The following is a 15,881-nucleotide window of genomic DNA, read 5'->3' on the forward strand; positions in this document are numbered from 1 at the left end:
TTGCGACTATGCGCCGCTGGCCTTGAGCATGTCCTCGCGCTCGACGATTTTGACGCGTTCGCGGCCCTGCGGTTCGCCCAGTGCCTTTTCGGCCGCGTCCAGCCGGTGCCAGCCCTCCCACGTCGTCGAGCGCACCCCGCGCCCGGCGAGGAAGGCGTCGACGGCCTCGGGCTCCGGGGCGGAGGGGGTGCGCAGCCGGCCGTGGGTGTGGTCGTCCAGGAGGTTGGCGACGGTCTCGTTGGCGTCGCCCTTGGTGTGGCCGATGAGGCCGACTGGGCCGCGACGGATCCAGCCGGTGACATACGTCGAGGGGAGGGGCTGCCCGGCTTCGACGACGCGGCCGCCCTCATTGGGGACGGTGCCCGACTCGATGTCCCAGGGCAGTTTGGGCAGTTCGTCGGAGAGGTAGCCCACGGCCCGGTAGACGCCCTGGATGTCCCAGTCGTGGAACTCGCCGGTGCCCTCCACGTTGCCGGAGCCGTCGAGGCGGGTGCGCTCGGTGCGCAGGCCGACGACGGTGCCGTCTTCGCCGAGGATTTCGGTGGGTGACTCGAAGAAGTGCAGGAAGAGTTTGTGGGGGCGGTCGCCGGTGTCGCGGATGGCCCAGTTCTCCAGGGTCTTGGCGACCATGTCCGCCTGCTTGTTGGAGCGGCGGGTGGCGATGGAGCCCTCGTCGTAGTCGATGTCCTCGGGGTCGACGATGACCTCGATGGTGGGGGAGTGGTCCAGCTCGCGCAGCTCCATGGGGCTGAACTTGGCCTGGGCGGGGCCGCGGCGGCCGAAGACGTGGACCTCGCGCGCCCGGTTGGCCTTGAGGCCGTCGTAGACGTTGGCGGGGATTTCGGTGGGCAGCAGTTCGTCGGCGGTCTTGGCGAGGATGCGGGCCACGTCGAGGGCGACGTTGCCGACGCCGAGCACGGCGACCTTGTCCGCGTGCAGCGGCCAGGTGCGCGGCACGTCCGGGTGTCCGTCGTACCAGGACACGAAGTCGGCGGCGCCGTACGAGCCGTCGAGCTCGATGCCGGGGATGTCGAGGGCCCGGTCGGCGTCGGCGCCCGTCGAGAAGATCACCGCGTCGTAGAAATCGTGGAGCTCGTCGAGGCTGATGTCACCGGGGTAGTCCACGTTGCCGAAGAGCCGGATCTGCGGTTTGTCGAGAACCTGGTGCAGGGCGGTGACGATGCCCTTGATACGGGGGTGGTCGGGAGCGACGCCGTAGCGGATCAGCCCGAAGGGCGCGGGCATCTTCTCGAAGAGATCGATCGAGACACCGGGGTCGGTGGCGGCCGCGGACTTCAGCAGCGCGTCCGCGGCGTAGATCCCGGCGGGACCTGCGCCCACGATGGCTGTCCGCAGGGGGCGGGGCATGACTGTTTCCCTTCGACCGACAACGAGATGACTCGTCGGTCACCCTAAGCTTAGGTAAACCTAAGTGGCTACCCGCCCCCCACTTATGACCTCATAAGTCAACCTTATGACATCTCAAAGTGATGGTGATGGGCAGGGTAGCGAACGGCGCGAAACGGTCGCCTCGGCGGGGTGTCCCGGCGCCGCTCCGGGGCAAGGGAGAATACAAAGCCTCAGCAGGAGTGGGAGGTTGCCCCTTGACCGTCTACGTGGACGACGTGAAGGACTACGGCGCTCTCGCGCGACGACGAGGTCTGCCGTCCGCGCACTGGTGCCATATGACGGCCGACACCGAGGACGAACTGCACGCCTTCGCGGCCGCCCTCGGCATGCGCCGCGCCTGGTACCAGCGCAAGGGCCCACAGGACCACCGATGGCACTACGACATCACCCCGCCGACCCGCGCCCAGGCCGTACGGCTGGGCGCCCGGGAGGTGGACCGGCGGTTCATGGGCAACCTGATGATCAGCCGCAACGACGACGTCCGGGTCTGACCCGGCAGGGCGCGACGGCCCCGGCGCGCCGGGCTACGGGGCCACGCTCGGCTCCGGCACAACCGGCTGCCGGACCGGGGCGAGGATGCCGGGGCGCTTCCGGTGCGCGAAGCCGTGCCGCACCAGGGCCGCCCCGGTCAGCACCACGAGCAAGGCGCACACCCCCGGCCAGCCGAAGGCGGCGTACGCACGGGCCCCGGTCCATGACCCCAGGCTCCCGCCGATGTAACCGCAGGTCATGTACGCGGTGTTGAGCCTGCTGCGGGCCTCGGGGCGCAGGGCGTAGAACCGCACCTGGTTGGCGATCATGCCGGACTGCATGCCGATGTCGAGCAGCAGGGTCCCCACCACCAGGGCGGCCATCCCCAGCGGTCCACCGAGGCCGCCGAACGCCAGGACGGCGGCCGCCGCCAGGACGCCGAGCATACTGACGAGGTTGACCGCGTCGGGCCCCCGGCGGTCCGTCTGGCGCCCGGCGAGCGGGGTGCAGAGCATGGTCGCCGCGTTGACCAGGGCGAGCGCCCCGATCGCCCGCGCGCCCATGCCGTACGTGGAGCTCGTGAGCAGGAGGGCCACGCCCGTCCAGACGGCCGAGAAGCCGCCGAACAGCATGGCCTGGTAGAAGCAGGACCGCCGCAGCTCGGGCTCGGCGCGCAGCAGGCGCAGCGGCTCGGCGAGCAGCGACGGATACCGCTGCCGCGACGGCGGAGACGTCCTCGGCAGTACGCGCCACAACAGCACCGCGGTGATCAGGGCGAGTGCGGCGGCGATCAGATACGGGGCGCGCCACCCCAGCCACTCGCCGACGGTTCCGCCGAGCGTCCGGGAGAGCAGCATGCCGCCGAGGGACCCGCTCAGCAGGGTTCCGCTGACCGCCCCGCGCCGGTCCTCGGCCACGAGCCCGACCGCCAGCGGCCCCGCGATCGGGGCGATCACCGTGGTGATGCCGATGAGGGCGCTCGCGCCGACCAGCGGCCCTAGCCCCGGCGCGGCGCCCGCGGCGAGCAGCCCGAGCGCGGTGAGGCCGAGCAGTGTGACGATCAGCGACCGGTGCGGGAACCGGTCCCCGAGCGGCACCAGCAGGAAGATCCCCGCCGCGTACCCGAACTGCGCCGCGGTCACGGTGAGGGCGGCCGCGTCCGGGGAGGCGTCCAGCGCGGCGGCGACCGTGGGGCTGATCGCCTGCGGGAAGTAGACATTGCCCACGGCCACCCCGCAGGTGACCGCCAGTAGCAGGATCACATGGCGGCTCATCTGGGCCCCCTCACGTACGGGGCCCATGGGACGGGACTGGCCGGGATCGCTCATGCGGGCAAGTCCACGGGACCGATGGGCGATTGCCAACTGATTTAGCGCCCGGCTGAAGGGTGGGTCACCGGCGGGACAGCACGCCCCGTACGAACGCGGCCTGGCCGGCGTGCTGGAGGTCGTCCGAGACGACGCTGACCAGCCGGACCGCCAGGGTGACCGGCGGGTCCCACGATGTGTCGACGACCCGGGCGAGCGCGTCGCCGTCGAGCCCCGCCAGATAGGCGACGGTCTGTGCGTGGACGGCATCGTGATAGCCCGTCAGCTGCTCGGCGGAGGCGCTGACCGAGGCGACGTCGGCGGAGGTGTGTCCGTAACCCGTGTCCGTCTCCGCCAGCGGCAGCCCGAACCGCCGCGCCCACCCCTGTCCGGTCCACACCTGTTCGAGTCCGGCCGCATCCGCGATGTGGTCGTCCTGGATCCTGGTCAGATGCCAGACCAGCCAGGCGATGGAGTTGGCCGAGTCGTCGACGCGGAACGCCAACTCCTCGGTGCTCAGGCCTTCGACGGCGTCCGCGACCGTTGCGCGGATCCTGCCGAACGCGTCTACGAGGAGATCGGAACTCGTCACCGTGGTCACGGGTGCCAACCTAGTGCACGGGGAATCGCATGCGCCGGTGCGCGCCGGGGTGTCCGGGAGACCGGGCGTCCTGCACCTCTGGTCCTAGGACCAAAAGGTGAGCTCGGTACCGCCTTTGAACAGAGGTTCCCTCACGTCAGGCGGCATAGGGTCGACGTCGTAAAGAATGATCGTCGTGAAGTCGACGGGGCGTTGACCCACGGCGTACGGGTACACCGGCGCGGGGTCCGGAGGAGGGCGAGCCATGACTGAGGCACGGAACGACGGGCACGGCTGGTCCGGCGACCGGTTGGACCTGGACGGCTACCTGGCCCGTATCGGCTACGAGGGGGAGCGCGCGCCGACACTGGAGGTGCTGCGCGGGCTGCAGCGGGCGCATGTGACCTCGATCCCGTTCGAGAACGCCAACGCCGTGCTGGGCAAGCCGGTCGCGCTGGACATCGAGACGGTTCAGGACAGACTCGTGAGGGGCGGCCGGGGTGGCTACTGCTACGAGCACGTCGTTCTGTTCGCCAGTGCGCTGGAGCGCCTGGGCTTCCAGTTCACCGGCCTGATCGGGCGCGTGACGCTCGGCAACTTCAAGGTCCTGCCCGCCACCCACGCGCTCATCGCGGTGCGTCCGGCCGACGACGACCGGCTGTGGCTGTGCGACGTGGGATTCGGCAACGGGCCGCTGGCGCCCATCGAGATCGCCGACGGAGTCGAGGTGGATCTCGACGGCTGGAAGTTCCGCATGGAGCGCAGGGCGGGCGTGCTCGGCATCGACGAGTGGTGGCTGCACCAGTACGGCCAGGACGGCTGGCTCGACCGGCACACCTTCACCCTCCTGCCGCAGTACCCCATCGACTACGCGGTGGGCAGCCACTTCGTGAGCACCCACAGCCGGTCGCCCTTCACGGCCCGCCTGTTCGCCCAGAAGTTCACCGCCACCCACAGCCACCGGCTGGACGCGGCCACCTGGACCACTTTTCGCCCGGACGGCTCCGCCACCGAGCGCAAGATCGAACCGGCCGAGCTGGGGCGGGTACTCGCGGAAGAGTTCGGGATCGTGGTCGAGGGGGAGGAACTCGCACATCTGGAGCGGGGCCTCGCCTCGGCCTGATGCCCCGGGGGCCTGCCGCGGGGCAGAGGGGCGCCGGTGATCTACGCGGTGGCGAAGATCACCGGCAGCGTCCGCGTCCGCGACCCGACCCGACCCGCGACCCGACCCGCGACCCGACCCGCGACCCGGGTCGCGGGCGGCGATGCTCGCGGTGGAGCTCAGGACCGCTTGTCCTTGGGCTCCTCGGCGCTCTTCTCCTTGATGCGGACCGCTTCCTTGCGCACCTCGGCCTGGGTGGCCCGCTCCTTCTGGAGCCACTCCGGGTTGTCCTGCTTCAGGGCGTCGATCTGCTCGGTGGTGAGTGCGTCCGTCACGCCGCCACGGGCCAGGCCCGCGATGGAGACGCCCAGCTTCGCCGCGACCACCGGCCGGGGGTGCGGGCCGTTGAGGCGCAGCTCCTGGAGCCACTGGGGCGGGTCGGTCTGGAGGGCGTTCAGCTCGGTGCGCGAGACGACACCCTCCTGGAACTCTGCGGGGGTGGCCTCTAGGTACACACCCAGCTTCTTCGCCGCAGTCGCGGGCTTCATGGTCTGGGTGGTCTGGTGCGACGTCATGGTGCCAAGAGTATCGAGCGTGTGCACCACCTCCGACCATCACCGGTAACCTGGCGGGGTGACAGGCTCGGAAGCAACCCCCTCGTTCCGGCTCGCCTACGTTCCGGGCGTGACACCCACCAAGTGGGTGCGGATCTGGAACGAGCGGCTGCCCGACATCCCGCTGACCCTGGTCGCGGTCACGGACGCCGAGGCGTTCGACGTGCTGCGCGCCGGCGGCGCCGACGCCGGTTTCGTACGGCTGCCGGTCGACCGGACGGACCTCAGCGCCATCCCGCTGTACACCGAGACGACCGTGGTCGTGGTCCCGAAGGACCACGTGGTCGCGGCGGTCGAAGAGGTGTCCGCCGAGGACCTGGCCGACGAGACCGTGCTGCACCCCCTCGACGACCCCCTCGACTGGGAGCGTCCGCCGGGGCAGCCCGCGCTGGAGCGCCCCGCCACGACGGCGGACGCCATCGAGCTGGTGGCGGCGGGCATCGGCCTGCTCGCCGTCCCGCAGTCGCTGGCCCGGCTGCACCATCGCAAGGACCTCACCTACCGGCCGCTCACCGGTACCCCGGAGTCGCGTGTCGCCCTGTCGTGGCCGCAGGACCGGACCACCGACCTGGTGGAGGACTTCATCGGGATCGTCCGCGGCCGGACCGTCAACAGCTCCCGGGGCCGCGCCCAGACCCCGGCCACGACCAAGGCCGAGCCGAAGGCCAAGCGCCCCGACGCGTCCGCCGCACGGCGCAAGCCCGCCGCGGGCAAGGCGGCCGGGAAGAACCAGCGGACCGGCTCCGGCTCCGGCGGTTCCAAGGGCGGATCCAAGGGTGGCGCCAAGCGCGGCAAGCCCCGCGGCCGCTCGTAGCCCCGGCGCCGTGGGGGCGCTCTATCCCGTCAGCAGCTCCCGTACGGCCTGTTCCGACCAGTGCGGGTGCGCCCCGGGGCGGGACGCGACATACGCGGCGACCGCGTCGGCGTCCCACGCTCCCGCCTCCAGCAGACCCGAGACCAGATGGCGTACGTACGCGGCGGACGGCGCCGTCGTCAGGACGTCGGCCACCCTCCACGGCGCCGTGAACGTCAGCAGGGGAACGCCGTCCACCTGCCCCGCGCAGACGACGGTTTCGTAGCGGCCGTCACCGAGCGCCATCCGTCCCCGGGACAGCACCTCGCTCAGATCGAGGTCGGCCCCCGGCTCCCGGTACATCTCCTGCGCGGCGATGTCCGCGAACTGGGAGGCCGACACGAGGTGGGCCCGCGCCAGGACCCGGCCTTCGGCGTCCGGGTCGTAGAAGGCCCGCCCGCCGCCCCAGACCGGCGACCGGGTGGCGAAGTACATGACGCCCGGGAGCTCCACGGGGATCGACGCGGCAGGCAGACTGCGGTCCCGGCAGCCCGGGTAGACGCGGGTCCCGCCGGCCGGGCGTCCGCCGGCGAGATAACAGGCGAGCCGGTGCAGGAACATGTTCGAGCCGTACGAGGTGTACCAGACCCGGCGGGGGGCAGGGGCGTCGAGCGGGCCCGGCTCGATGGCGCGCGGGGTGCTCACGGGTGCTGCCGCCCCTCCTCGTCGTCCAGGTTCCGCTCGAAGCGGAGGCCCGGGCGGCCGCCCAGCTCGGTCTCCCCGCAGGGGGTGAATCCGGTACGCGCCAGTACGGCTCGCGAGGCGGTGTTGTCCAGGGTCGTCGCGGCCCGCAGCCCGGTCAGGCCGTACTCCGTGGCGGCCAGGGCGCAGGCTTCGCGGACGCCCGCCGTGGCCAGTCCGCGCCCGGCGGCGTGCTCGGCGATGCGGTAGCCCAGTTCGGCCGAACCGTCCGCCACATGGACCAGGTTGACCCGCCCCAGCACCTCGCCGCCGCTGCCCACGAGTACGTGGAAGAAGTGCAGCCCCGCCGCCTGCTCGGCCAGCAACTCGTCGTGGCGGGCGGCGAAGTGGGCGAAGTAGTGGTCGCCCCGGTCGGGAACCGACGCGGCGAAGTAGGCGCGGTTCTCCCGCTCGAACTCAAGGAGTGCCGGAGCGTGGTCGAGGCGTAGGAGCTGGAGTTGGGGCATGGCCCGCATGCTACGCACCCGGTGCCGTGGCGACCGCGGTTTACGGATCCGCCCGGCCCCCGGCGCGAGCCCTTTCGCGGCGGCGGCCCCGCCCTGCCACGACGTCCTTCGCCGGATGCCTGCGTCACGGGGCGAGGGCGAACTCGTGGACCAGCTTCACGAATTCGTCCTCCCTCTCGAAGAACGCCATGTGGCCCGCGTCGATTTCCGCGTATGTGCTGTCCGCGATCGCGGTGTGCAGGGCGCGGCTGTTCTCGACGGGGACGGTGATGTCCTGGGCGCAGCCGATGACCAGGGTCCTGGCCTGGATGCGGGGGAGGTGGTGGCGGATGCCGATGCGGGTGTCGAGGCCGACGTGGCGCACGGTGCCGGGGGTGGCCGGCCTGTTGGGGATGAGGAGCTCGACCGACGGCCTCGCCGAAGAGCTGCGCACCACCACGATGGACGTCGAGCACCGCGTCCTGGGCCAGGTCACCCTGGACGACGCGGCCCTGCTCGCGCCCAATGGCGTTGAGGAAGCCCCGGCTGAAGCCCGTCATGGCGACGGCCCGCCCGAAGGCGGCCGGGTCGGACGTGCCGAGCCGACCCCACAGGGTGAACAGGTTGCGCGGGTCGGCGCGAGCCCGCTGCACCTGCTCGACCACCTCCCGGGCACCGCGGCCCGGGTCCTGAGCGACCTCGGCGACGTGCTGGCCCAGAACGACCTGGCCCGTTCCCTGCTCGGCGGGGTGTGCACGGTCTCCGAACACGGGCGCAACGTGGTCTGGCGCTGGTTCGCCGACCCGGCGGCGCGGGACGCCTACCCGGCCGAGGAGCACGCGCACTACAGCCGGGTCCACGTCGCGGACCCGCGGGCCGCCGTGGGCCGCGGGTCCGGGGACCTGGCCGCGACCCCGGCTCGTGGAGCGGCTGCGCGGCGCCGGCGAGGAGCCCTGTGGGAGATGCACGAGGTCGCCGTACGCCGGCACAGCCGGATGCGCGTGCCGCACCCGGTGATCGGCCCCGTAGACCTCGACTGCCAGGTGCTCCTCGCCCCGGAGGGCAACCAGCGGCTCGTCCTGCTCGCCCCGCCGCCGGCACGGACGCGGCCGACCGCCTGGCTCTGCTCCCGGCCGTCGGGGAGCAACGGCTGGTCGGGTGATTCGGCGCGCCGTGCCGTGGAAGCGGCGGGTCGTTGGACATCAGTGGATTGGAAGCCGCTGAGAGGGAAGGTGCGGGAGGTGCCCGAGTTCACTGATCCCCTCATCCATCTGGCGCGGCGCCGCCGGGAACCCGCGGTGGTGCAGACGCTGCGCTCCACGGCCGCCGCCGTCATCTCGTACGTGGTCGCGCTCCAGCTGAGCAGCGAACCCGCGCCGCTCACCGCCCCGCTGACGGCCCTGCTCGTCGTCCAGGTCACCCTCTACACCACGCTGGTCACCGGTGTGCGACGGGTGAACTCCGTCGTGGCGGGTGTGCTGCTGGCCATCGGATTCAGCGCGCTGGTGGGGCTGACCTGGTGGAGCCTGGGGCTGATCATCCTGGCCGCGCTGGTGGTCGGACGCTTCGTCAAGGCCGGGGAATTCGTCCCGGAGGTCGCGATCAGCGCGATGCTCGTGCTCGGGGTGACCCGGGTCTCGGCGACCGCGTGGGACCGCGTACTGGAGACGCTGATCGGCGCGGGCGTCGGCATGCTGTTCAACGTGCTGCTCGTGCCGCCGGTGTGGGTGGAGTCCGCGGGCGAGGCCATCGTGGAGCTCGCCGCACGGATGCGGAGGCTCCTCCTCGACCTGGCGGAGGAGGTCGGCGGCCATACCCCGGTCGCCCGGGCGGCGGCCCGGCTCCACGAAGCCCGCCGGCTCGACCACGACATCGTGCAGGTGGACGCCTCGCTGCGGCAGGCCGAGGACAGCCTGCGGTTCAACCCCCGGGTCAAGGAGGGGCTGCTGTCGCGCATCGCGCTGCGCACCGGACTCGACGCGCTGGAGATCTCGGCGGTGGTGCTGCGGGTGGTGTGCCGGTCGGTCACCGACCTCGCGAAGGAGCGCACCCAGGAGCACCTCTTCGAGCCGGAGACGGGGATCGCCCTGCGGGACGTATTCGAACACCTCGCCCAGGCCGTGGAGAGCTTCGCCGTGCTGATCACCACGCAGGTCAGGGCCAACGCCGAGGAGGCGGAGAACCGCTTCGCCGCCGAGCTGTCAGCCGCCCGCGCGAGCCGCGACCGCGTCGCCCTGCTGCTGCTCGCCCAGGTCGGGCGCGACCCCCGGCAGTGGCAGCTGCACGGCGCGCTGCTCGCGGAGGTCGACCGGATCCTGGACGAACTCGATGTGGAGAAGCGGTCGCAGCGCCTGGTGGAGGAGCTCGACCGGCACTCCCGCGAACGCCGGGAACGCCATCGGTTCCTCCGCCGGCTCCGAAGCCGGCTCCGACGCGGCCTGCGTCTGCGGGAGTCGGCGGACTGAGGCCGCGATCCGGCACGCCGCCCGCATCGCCCCCGGCCCGGCAGTCCTGCATACGGGGCGCGCCCGAACGGGTGGCCCGTCGGCGTGGTCGTCGCGCTGTGGTGGCTGCCCTTGTCGGGAGAGGCGGGTGGATCTGACTGCTCGTCAATGGCGGTCGGTGAAACCATGTAGGTGTACGGCGAAGTCGGGCCACCGCGGGTGCTCCAACCCTCGGAAAGAATCCGGTGTCGGCAACCCGGTCCACCTCACTACACTCACATCGCAGCGGCCACGGGAACCCGGGCCGCCAGTCGACCAGTTGAGGGGAGCCCGGCATGCGTGCGTTCACCGCTGTCGTCGTTCCCACGTCCCGGTTCGACGTGATCCTGGTGTCCACACCCTCCCGGTGACGGCTGCGCGGCCGCCACCGGATGCCCGCGACGAACTCCTGACCTCTGCCCGCACCGTGAACCATGTGCGGGCGGTCGAGCCATGACCCCGATGCCTCCTTGGCGCTCATGCCGCATCAGGGGATCTCCCTTGCCTGGAATCAGGCACCTTCGTCTCGTCCGGGAATCGCGCTGCCCATTTTCGCTTCATCCTGAAAGGCCTCGGGCCGTGCGTACCAACCTCCGACCCCACCCCACCCGTCCGCTGACCGTCATACGGAATCTCGGCATCCTCGCCCATGTGGACGCGGGCAAGACCACCGTCACCGAACGCATCCTGTACGCGACCGGCGCCACCCACAGACGCGGTGAGGTCCACAACGGAACGACCGTCACCGACTTCGACCCGCAGGAGCGCGACCGCGGCATCACCATCTTCGCCGCGGCCGTCAGCTGCGACTGGGACGGTCACCGGATCAATCTCATCGACACACCCGGCCACGTCGACTTCTCCGACGAGGTGGAGCGCTCACTGCGCGTGCTCGACGGCGCCATCGCCGTGTTCGACGCGGCCCCCGTCGTCTCGGTCGCGATCGAGGCCCGCAGGAGCCTAGACACGGACCGGCTGGCCTCGGCGCTGGCCCAACTGGTCGAGGAGGACCCCTCGTTGGCGGTGCTCACCGATGCCGAGACCGGGCAGACGGTGCTGTCGGGGATGGGCGAGCTGCATCTGGAGGTCGCGGTGGAGAAGATCCGCCGCGCCCAGGGCCTGGAGCTGAGCGTCGGGCGGCCGCAGGTCGCCTATCGGGAGACGGTTGCCCGGGGGGTGTCCGGACTGCTGTACCGACATGTCAAACAGGAGGGAGGAGCAGGCCAGTTCGCCCATGTCGTCCTCGACGTGGAACCGCTGGACGCCGCCGCCGAAGCCACCGGCGGCGGTGCGGAAGGCTTCGTGTTCCGCTCGGCCGTCACGGGCGGCCGGGTGCCGCAGGAGTATGTGCGCGCGGTCGAGGCCGGGTGCCGGGACGCGCTGGCCGGGGGTCCCCTCGGCGGCCACCCGGTCACCGGGCTGCGGGTCACACTGGCCGACGGCGCCACCCACTCCAAGGACTCCTCGGAGATGGCGTTCCGCACGGCAGGCCGTCTCGCGCTGCGCGAGGCCCTGCGGGCGGGCACGATGGCGCTCCTGGAACCGGTCATCGAGGTCACGGTCACGGTGCCGGACAGCGCGGTGGGCGCGGTCCTCGGTGACCTGGCGTCCCGGCGCGGCCGGGTCTCGGGGTCGGCTGCCCGGGCGGGCACCGCGGTGGTCACCGCGACCGTGCCGCTGGCCGAGCTGTTCGGCTATGCGTCCCGGCTGCGCGGCCGCACCCGTGGCCGGGGCACCTTCACCACGCGGCCCGCGGGCTACGCCCCGGTCCCGGCCGGGGTGGCGGACACCCTGCTGACCCGCTGACGCCCCACGACGGCCCCGCCCGCGGAGGGCGGGGCCATCCCCGTGTCCGGCCGCGCCCTCCCCCGTCCTCCTACCGGTTCTTGATCTGTACGCGCTTGATGTTCACCGGCAGCGTCGGGAACCCGTCACCGGGACCGTTCTGGTCGTCCTCGCCGCCCGCGGCGATCTTCTGCAGCACGTCGAGCCCGGCCGTGACCTTCCCGAACGGCGTGTAGGCCGGGGAGAGTCTGGTGTCCTTCCAGACGAAGAAGAACTGACTGCCGTTGGTGTTCGGCCCGGCGTTGGCCATCGCGACCGTACCGGCCGGATAGGTGGCACCGGTGAGGTTCTCGTCGGGGAAGGAGTAACCGGGGCCGCCGCTGCCGGTACCGGTCGGATCGCCGCACTGCAGCACATGGATCCGGGCCGTGGTGAGCCGGTGGCAGTGCGAGCGGTCGAAGTAGTCGCGCTGGGCGAGGAACTTGAAGGAGTACGTGGTGCACGGGGCCCTGTCCGTGAGCGCCTGGAAGGTGATGGCGCCCTGGCCGGTGCGCAGGGTGGCGCTGTAGGGCTTGGCGGCCTTCACCGGGTCGAAGACCGGTATCCCCTTGAAGTTGTCCGCGGGCACGGCCGGAGTATAGGTGCAGGCGGTCGCGGGCCCTGGGGCGGCCGGGGCGGCGGCTGCGGCCTGCGTCGCGGCGCCGAGGGGCAGCAGGGCGGCAGCGGCGAGCAGGGCGTACGGCTTACGGAGCACGAGACGGGTCCCTTTCGGATCGACACCGGACGGGTGTGTCATGGCCGCCTCATCCTGCCCGCTGGGGCGCGCGCCATGCGTGGGGTCGGGGAGGACCGCCTCGGCGACGCGACGAAGGGGACGCGGGTTCGCGTTCGCGGCGCCCGCCCGCCCCAACCACTCGTAACGGGTGAGTGGTTGGGGCGGGCAGGGCGAGCGTACGTGTCCCGGTCAGGCCGCCCTGGTCTGGCGGCGGTAGCCGCCGGGGGCCAGACCGTACTCGCGCTTGAAGGCCTTGGCGAAGGCGAACTCCGAGCCGTAGCCGGTGCGCGCCGCGACCGATGTCAGCGGGGCGTCGGTCTCGCGCAGCAGCCGCGCGGCCGTCGTCATGCGCCAGCGCGTCAGATACGCCATCGGCGGCTCGCCCACCAGCGCGGCGAACCGGCGGGCGAACGCGGCCCGGGACAGCCCGGCCCGCTCGGCCAGCGACTCGACCGTCCACTGGGCCGACGGGTCCGCGTGGATGGCCGACAGGGCCGGCGCCACCGCCGAGTCGCCCAGGGCCGCCGCCCAGCCCCGGGCCGCGGCCGGAGGCTGCCCCTCCAGCCAGGCCCGCAGGATGTAGAGCAGCAGCGAGTCGATCAGCGTGGGCACGATGCCGTCCGAGCCGATGCGCGGGTTCTCCAGCTCGGAGCCGAGGAGCTGGACGGCGGCGCTCAGTTCGGGGTGGCGGCCGTGCCGCGTCTGGAGGTGGATCACCTCGGGCAACTGGCGGACCAGGGGGTGTGCGCGGCCCTGGTCCAGGTGGTAGTTGCCGCAGAGCAGGCTCGTCTCGGGGCCCTCGCCGCCGACCGTGACCGAGCCGAGCGGCGACCCCCCGCTGCACTGCTCGGCCTTGGCCTCCACCGCCACGGTGGAGGGGTGGTCGGCGAGGATGTGTCCCCGCCCGTCGCGCAGGAAGACCACGTCGCCGGGGTTCAGCGGGATCGGCTTGAGGTGCGGTGGCGCGTCCTCCAGGGGGACCAGCCAGCACGTCCCGTACAGCACCACGTGGAACCCGGCCCCCGCGACCGCCGGCAGCCGCAGGCCCCAGGGGGCGCGGCCGTTGGTCCGTACGGACGCCGGGTGTCCCGTACGCATCGAGGCCAGCGCCTCGGTGAGGATGTCCATCCGGCCTCGCCCTCCCTGGTGGTCCGTCGGTCAGACCGTCAGGACAATCTTGCCCTGTACGTGTCCCGCGCCGACCAGCTCGTGTGCCTTGCCCGCCTCCTCCAGCGGGAACGTCTCCTCCACGTACGGCCGGACCGCACCCGCGTCGACCAGCTCGGCGATCGCCTCAAGGGCCGGGTAGTCCGGCTCGACCGAGATGCCCGCGAAGCGCCGCCCGGCCGCCTCGACGCGCGCGGCGAGCTCCGCGTCGCCGTGCTCCAGGATGGAGACGAGCGTGCCGCCCGGGCGCACCGACCCCAGCAAGAGGTCGCCCTGGGCCGCGGAGTCGAAGACTATGTCGGCGTCCTTGACGGCTTCCTTGACGTCGGTGGTCCGGTTGTCGATGACCTCGTCGGCGCCGAGGCCGCGCAGGAAGTCGTGCCGGGCCGCACTGGCCAGGGCGATCACATGGGCGCCGCGCGCCTTGGCGATCTGCACCGCGAAGTGCCCGACGCCGCCGGCCGCCCGGTGGATCAGCACCCGGTCGCCCGCCTTGACGCCCGCCGCCTGCACCAGGCCCTGCCAGGCGGTGAGCGCCGCGAGCGGGATGGCGGCGGCGTGCACGTGGTCGACGGAGGCGGGCTTGCGGGCCACCTGGCGGGACGGGACCAGGACGTACTCGGCGTACGCGGTGGCGGCGCGCGGGAAGTACGGCATTCCGTACACCTCGTCGCCCGCCTTGAACCGGGCGCCGGGACCGGCCTCCTCGACCACACCGGAGATGTCCCAGCCGACACCGAACGGCGGCTCGCCGAGCAGCGGGTAGGCGCCGGACCTGACGGCCAGGTCCACCGGGTTGACGGCGCTGGCGTGCACCTTGACGAGGAGATCGCCGCCCAGCGGCTTGGGCCGCTCGGCCTCCACGACCTCAAGAACCTCGGGACCGCCGAAGGACTTCTGGATCACTGCACGCACGGTAACTCTCCCTAAGTCTGCACACGTTGCCGTCCGACTCGACGTCCGGCTCGGTGTGCCCTGCTTGATGTCCTCAACCTTAGGGAGATCGGACGAGCCGCAGAATGGCCTTCCGTCTCACTTATATGTCCCAGCGTCTCGCCGTTGGGTGTTCTCGGTGGGGGAGCGGTCCGACAGGTCCCGCGGAGAATCCGCTGCGGGACCGCGCCCGCGGCCCCCTACGATCGGTCCCATGACGGATCTGACGGATCTCCAGTACCCCGCCAAGCCCCGCCCCGGAGACCTGGTGGCGGTGGTGTCCCCCTCCGCCGGACTGCCCGGTCTGTTCCCGATGCCGTACGAGTGGGGGCTGCGCCGGTTGCGGGAGGACTTCGGGCTGAGGGTGCGGGAGTACCCGACGACCCGGACGATGGGGGCGACGCCCGAGGAGCGGGCCGCCGACCTCCACGCGGCCTTCGCGGACCCGGACGTCAAGGCGGTGATCGCCAGCATCGGCGGCGACGACCAGATCACCGTCCTGCCGCACCTCGACCGCGAACTGCTGCGCGCGCACCCGAAGCCGTTCTTCGGCTACAGCGACAACACCAACCTCCTGCTGTTCCTGCGGAACCTGGGCATCGTGGCCTACCACGGCGGCTCGGTGATGGTCGAGCTCGGACGGCCCGGCGCGATGCACCCCCTGACCGAGGAATCCCTGCGGGCCGCGTTGTTCACCTCGGGTGAGTACGAACTGACCGCGCCGTCCACGTACGGGGACGTCAACCGCCCCTGGGAGGACCCGCGCACCTTCGACTCCGAGCCGGACAGCGAGCCCGCCGACGGCTGGTTCTGGCACAACGGCGACCGGGTGGTCGAAGGGGCGAGCTGGGGCGGCAATCTGGAGATCGTGTCCTGGCTGCTGATGGCCGACCGCGAGGTGCGGCCCGTCGGGACCTACGCCGGGAACGTGCTCTTCCTGGAGACCTCGCAGGACATGCCCCGCGCCCAGGACGTCCACTGGATCCTGCGGAGCATGGGCGAGCGAGGGCTGCTGCGGCAGTTCCCCGCACTGCTCATGGGCCGGGCGAAGAGCTGGTCGTTCGAGAACCGGTTCGGTGCGCAGGAGAAGGCGCGTTACCGGAAGCAGCAGCGGGAGGCCGTCCTGCGGGCCCTCCGGGTGTACGCCCCCGACACCATGGCGGTGTTCGACGTCGACCTCGGCCACACCGATCCGCAACTCGTGATCCCCGTCGGCGGTCGCGTCCGGGTGGACGGGCCGGCCCGGCGGATCGTCGTCACCTACTGACGCGCCG

16 protein-coding genes and 1 pseudogene are annotated in these 15,881 nt (G+C 71.9%); 7 read left to right on the top strand and 10 right to left on the bottom strand.

Going from position 1 to position 15,881, the window contains the following annotated elements:
- Positions 1-6: 6 nt before the first annotated feature.
- Complete coding sequence (locus ACFWA7_RS00330; RefSeq protein ID WP_385536380.1) at positions 7-1,368, bottom strand: FAD-dependent oxidoreductase; 1,362 nt, start codon at positions 1,366-1,368, stop codon at positions 7-9.
- Between the two features lie 236 nt (positions 1,369-1,604).
- On the opposite strand from ACFWA7_RS00330, the gene ACFWA7_RS00335 reads away from it, so the two are divergent.
- Positions 1,605-1,901: a DUF4031 domain-containing protein gene (locus ACFWA7_RS00335; protein WP_385536378.1), complete on the top strand. Its 297-nt coding sequence runs from the start codon at positions 1,605-1,607 to the stop codon at positions 1,899-1,901.
- Positions 1,902-1,934: 33 nt separating this feature from the next.
- Here ACFWA7_RS00335 and ACFWA7_RS00340 read toward each other — a convergent pair whose 3' ends face one another.
- Positions 1,935-3,155, bottom strand: coding sequence for an MFS transporter (locus tag ACFWA7_RS00340; RefSeq protein ID WP_385819886.1), 1,221 nt, complete (start codon positions 3,153-3,155; stop codon positions 1,935-1,937).
- A gap of 118 nt (positions 3,156-3,273) precedes the next feature.
- A complete protein-coding gene (locus ACFWA7_RS00345; RefSeq protein ID WP_385536447.1) occupies positions 3,274-3,780 on the bottom strand; it encodes a DUF664 domain-containing protein in 507 nt (168 codons plus the stop codon).
- A 253-nt stretch (positions 3,781-4,033) separates the two neighbouring features.
- Here ACFWA7_RS00345 and ACFWA7_RS00350 point away from each other — a divergent pair, with 253 nt between their 5' ends.
- The gene (locus tag ACFWA7_RS00350; protein ID WP_385819888.1) at positions 4,034-4,891 is read left to right on the top strand and encodes an arylamine N-acetyltransferase; all 858 of its coding nucleotides are present in this window, start codon (positions 4,034-4,036) and stop codon (positions 4,889-4,891) included.
- A 158-nt stretch (positions 4,892-5,049) separates the two neighbouring features.
- Here ACFWA7_RS00350 and ACFWA7_RS00355 read toward each other — a convergent pair whose 3' ends face one another.
- Complete coding sequence (locus ACFWA7_RS00355; RefSeq protein ID WP_385819890.1) at positions 5,050-5,445, bottom strand: DUF5997 family protein; 396 nt, start codon at positions 5,443-5,445, stop codon at positions 5,050-5,052.
- 58 nt (positions 5,446-5,503) lie between these two features.
- On the opposite strand from ACFWA7_RS00355, the gene ACFWA7_RS00360 reads away from it, so the two are divergent.
- Positions 5,504-6,298: a LysR substrate-binding domain-containing protein gene (locus ACFWA7_RS00360; protein ID WP_385536370.1), complete on the top strand. Its 795-nt coding sequence runs from the start codon at positions 5,504-5,506 to the stop codon at positions 6,296-6,298.
- A gap of 21 nt (positions 6,299-6,319) precedes the next feature.
- On the opposite strand, the gene ACFWA7_RS00365 is transcribed toward ACFWA7_RS00360, so the two are convergent.
- From ACFWA7_RS00365 to ACFWA7_RS00375, 3 genes are all read right to left on the bottom strand, one after another.
- Entirely contained in the window at positions 6,320-6,982 is a 663-nt protein-coding gene (locus ACFWA7_RS00365) for a histone deacetylase (RefSeq protein ID WP_385536368.1), read from the bottom strand.
- Positions 6,979-7,485 carry a GNAT family N-acetyltransferase gene (locus tag ACFWA7_RS00370; protein WP_385819892.1) on the bottom strand — a complete coding sequence of 169 codons (507 nt, stop codon included), beginning with the start codon at positions 7,483-7,485 and terminating at the stop codon, positions 6,979-6,981. Before ACFWA7_RS00370 ends, ACFWA7_RS00365 begins: the two co-directional genes overlap by 4 nt.
- A 124-nt stretch (positions 7,486-7,609) precedes the next feature.
- Positions 7,610-7,849 (bottom strand): alpha/beta fold hydrolase, encoded by a 240-nt coding sequence (locus ACFWA7_RS00375; protein WP_385536364.1) that lies wholly within the window; start codon positions 7,847-7,849, stop codon positions 7,610-7,612.
- A 268-nt stretch (positions 7,850-8,117) separates the two neighbouring features.
- Here ACFWA7_RS00375 and ACFWA7_RS00380 point away from each other — a divergent pair.
- The 3 genes and pseudogenes from ACFWA7_RS00380 to ACFWA7_RS00390 all read left to right on the top strand — a co-directional run.
- Positions 8,118-8,558, top strand: a pseudogene (locus tag ACFWA7_RS00380) (transcriptional regulator); the annotation flags it as partial.
- Positions 8,559-8,705: 147 nt separating this feature from the next.
- Positions 8,706-9,929, top strand: coding sequence for an aromatic acid exporter family protein (locus ACFWA7_RS00385; RefSeq protein ID WP_385820166.1), 1,224 nt, complete (start codon positions 8,706-8,708; stop codon positions 9,927-9,929).
- Between the two features lie 597 nt (positions 9,930-10,526).
- Complete coding sequence (locus tag ACFWA7_RS00390; RefSeq protein WP_385819894.1) at positions 10,527-11,753, top strand: GTP-binding protein; 1,227 nt, start codon at positions 10,527-10,529, stop codon at positions 11,751-11,753.
- Positions 11,754-11,823: 70 nt separating this feature from the next.
- Here ACFWA7_RS00390 and ACFWA7_RS00395 read toward each other — a convergent pair whose 3' ends face one another.
- The 3 genes from ACFWA7_RS00395 to ACFWA7_RS00405 all read right to left on the bottom strand — a co-directional run bounded on the left by ACFWA7_RS00395 (position 11,824) and on the right by ACFWA7_RS00405 (position 14,589).
- The gene (locus ACFWA7_RS00395) at positions 11,824-12,486 is read right to left on the bottom strand and encodes a peptidylprolyl isomerase (protein WP_385819896.1); all 663 of its coding nucleotides are present in this window, start codon (positions 12,484-12,486) and stop codon (positions 11,824-11,826) included.
- Between the two features lie 210 nt (positions 12,487-12,696).
- A complete protein-coding gene (locus tag ACFWA7_RS00400) occupies positions 12,697-13,635 on the bottom strand; it encodes an AraC family transcriptional regulator (protein ID WP_385536359.1) in 939 nt (312 codons plus the stop codon).
- A 30-nt stretch (positions 13,636-13,665) separates the two neighbouring features.
- Positions 13,666-14,589: an NADP-dependent oxidoreductase gene (locus tag ACFWA7_RS00405; RefSeq protein WP_385819898.1), complete on the bottom strand. Its 924-nt coding sequence runs from the start codon at positions 14,587-14,589 to the stop codon at positions 13,666-13,668.
- Positions 14,590-14,830: 241 nt separating this feature from the next.
- Here ACFWA7_RS00405 and ACFWA7_RS00410 point away from each other — a divergent pair, with 241 nt between their 5' ends.
- Positions 14,831-15,874, top strand: coding sequence for a S66 peptidase family protein (locus ACFWA7_RS00410; RefSeq protein ID WP_385820168.1), 1,044 nt, complete (start codon positions 14,831-14,833; stop codon positions 15,872-15,874).
- Positions 15,875-15,881 lie beyond the last annotated feature (7 nt).

The organism is Streptomyces sp. NPDC059994, from assembly GCF_042737755.1.
Taxonomy (GTDB): Bacteria; Actinomycetota; Actinomycetes; order Streptomycetales; family Streptomycetaceae; genus Streptomyces.

Coding starts and splice junctions, on each gene's coding strand:
- ACFWA7_RS00330 (WP_385536380.1), bottom strand. CDS start 1,368: ATGCCCCGCCCCCTGCGGACAGCCATCGTGGGCGCAGGTCCCGCCGGG.
- ACFWA7_RS00340 (WP_385819886.1), bottom strand. CDS start 3,155: ATGAGCCGCCATGTGATCCTGCTACTGGCGGTCACCTGCGGGGTGGCC.
- ACFWA7_RS00350 (WP_385819888.1), top strand. CDS start 4,034: ATGACTGAGGCACGGAACGACGGGCACGGCTGGTCCGGCGACCGGTTG.
- ACFWA7_RS00355 (WP_385819890.1), bottom strand. CDS start 5,445: ATGACGTCGCACCAGACCACCCAGACCATGAAGCCCGCGACTGCGGCG.
- ACFWA7_RS00370 (WP_385819892.1), bottom strand. CDS start 7,485: ATGCCCCAACTCCAGCTCCTACGCCTCGACCACGCTCCGGCACTCCTT.
- ACFWA7_RS00400 (WP_385536359.1), bottom strand. CDS start 13,635: ATGGACATCCTCACCGAGGCGCTGGCCTCGATGCGTACGGGACACCCG.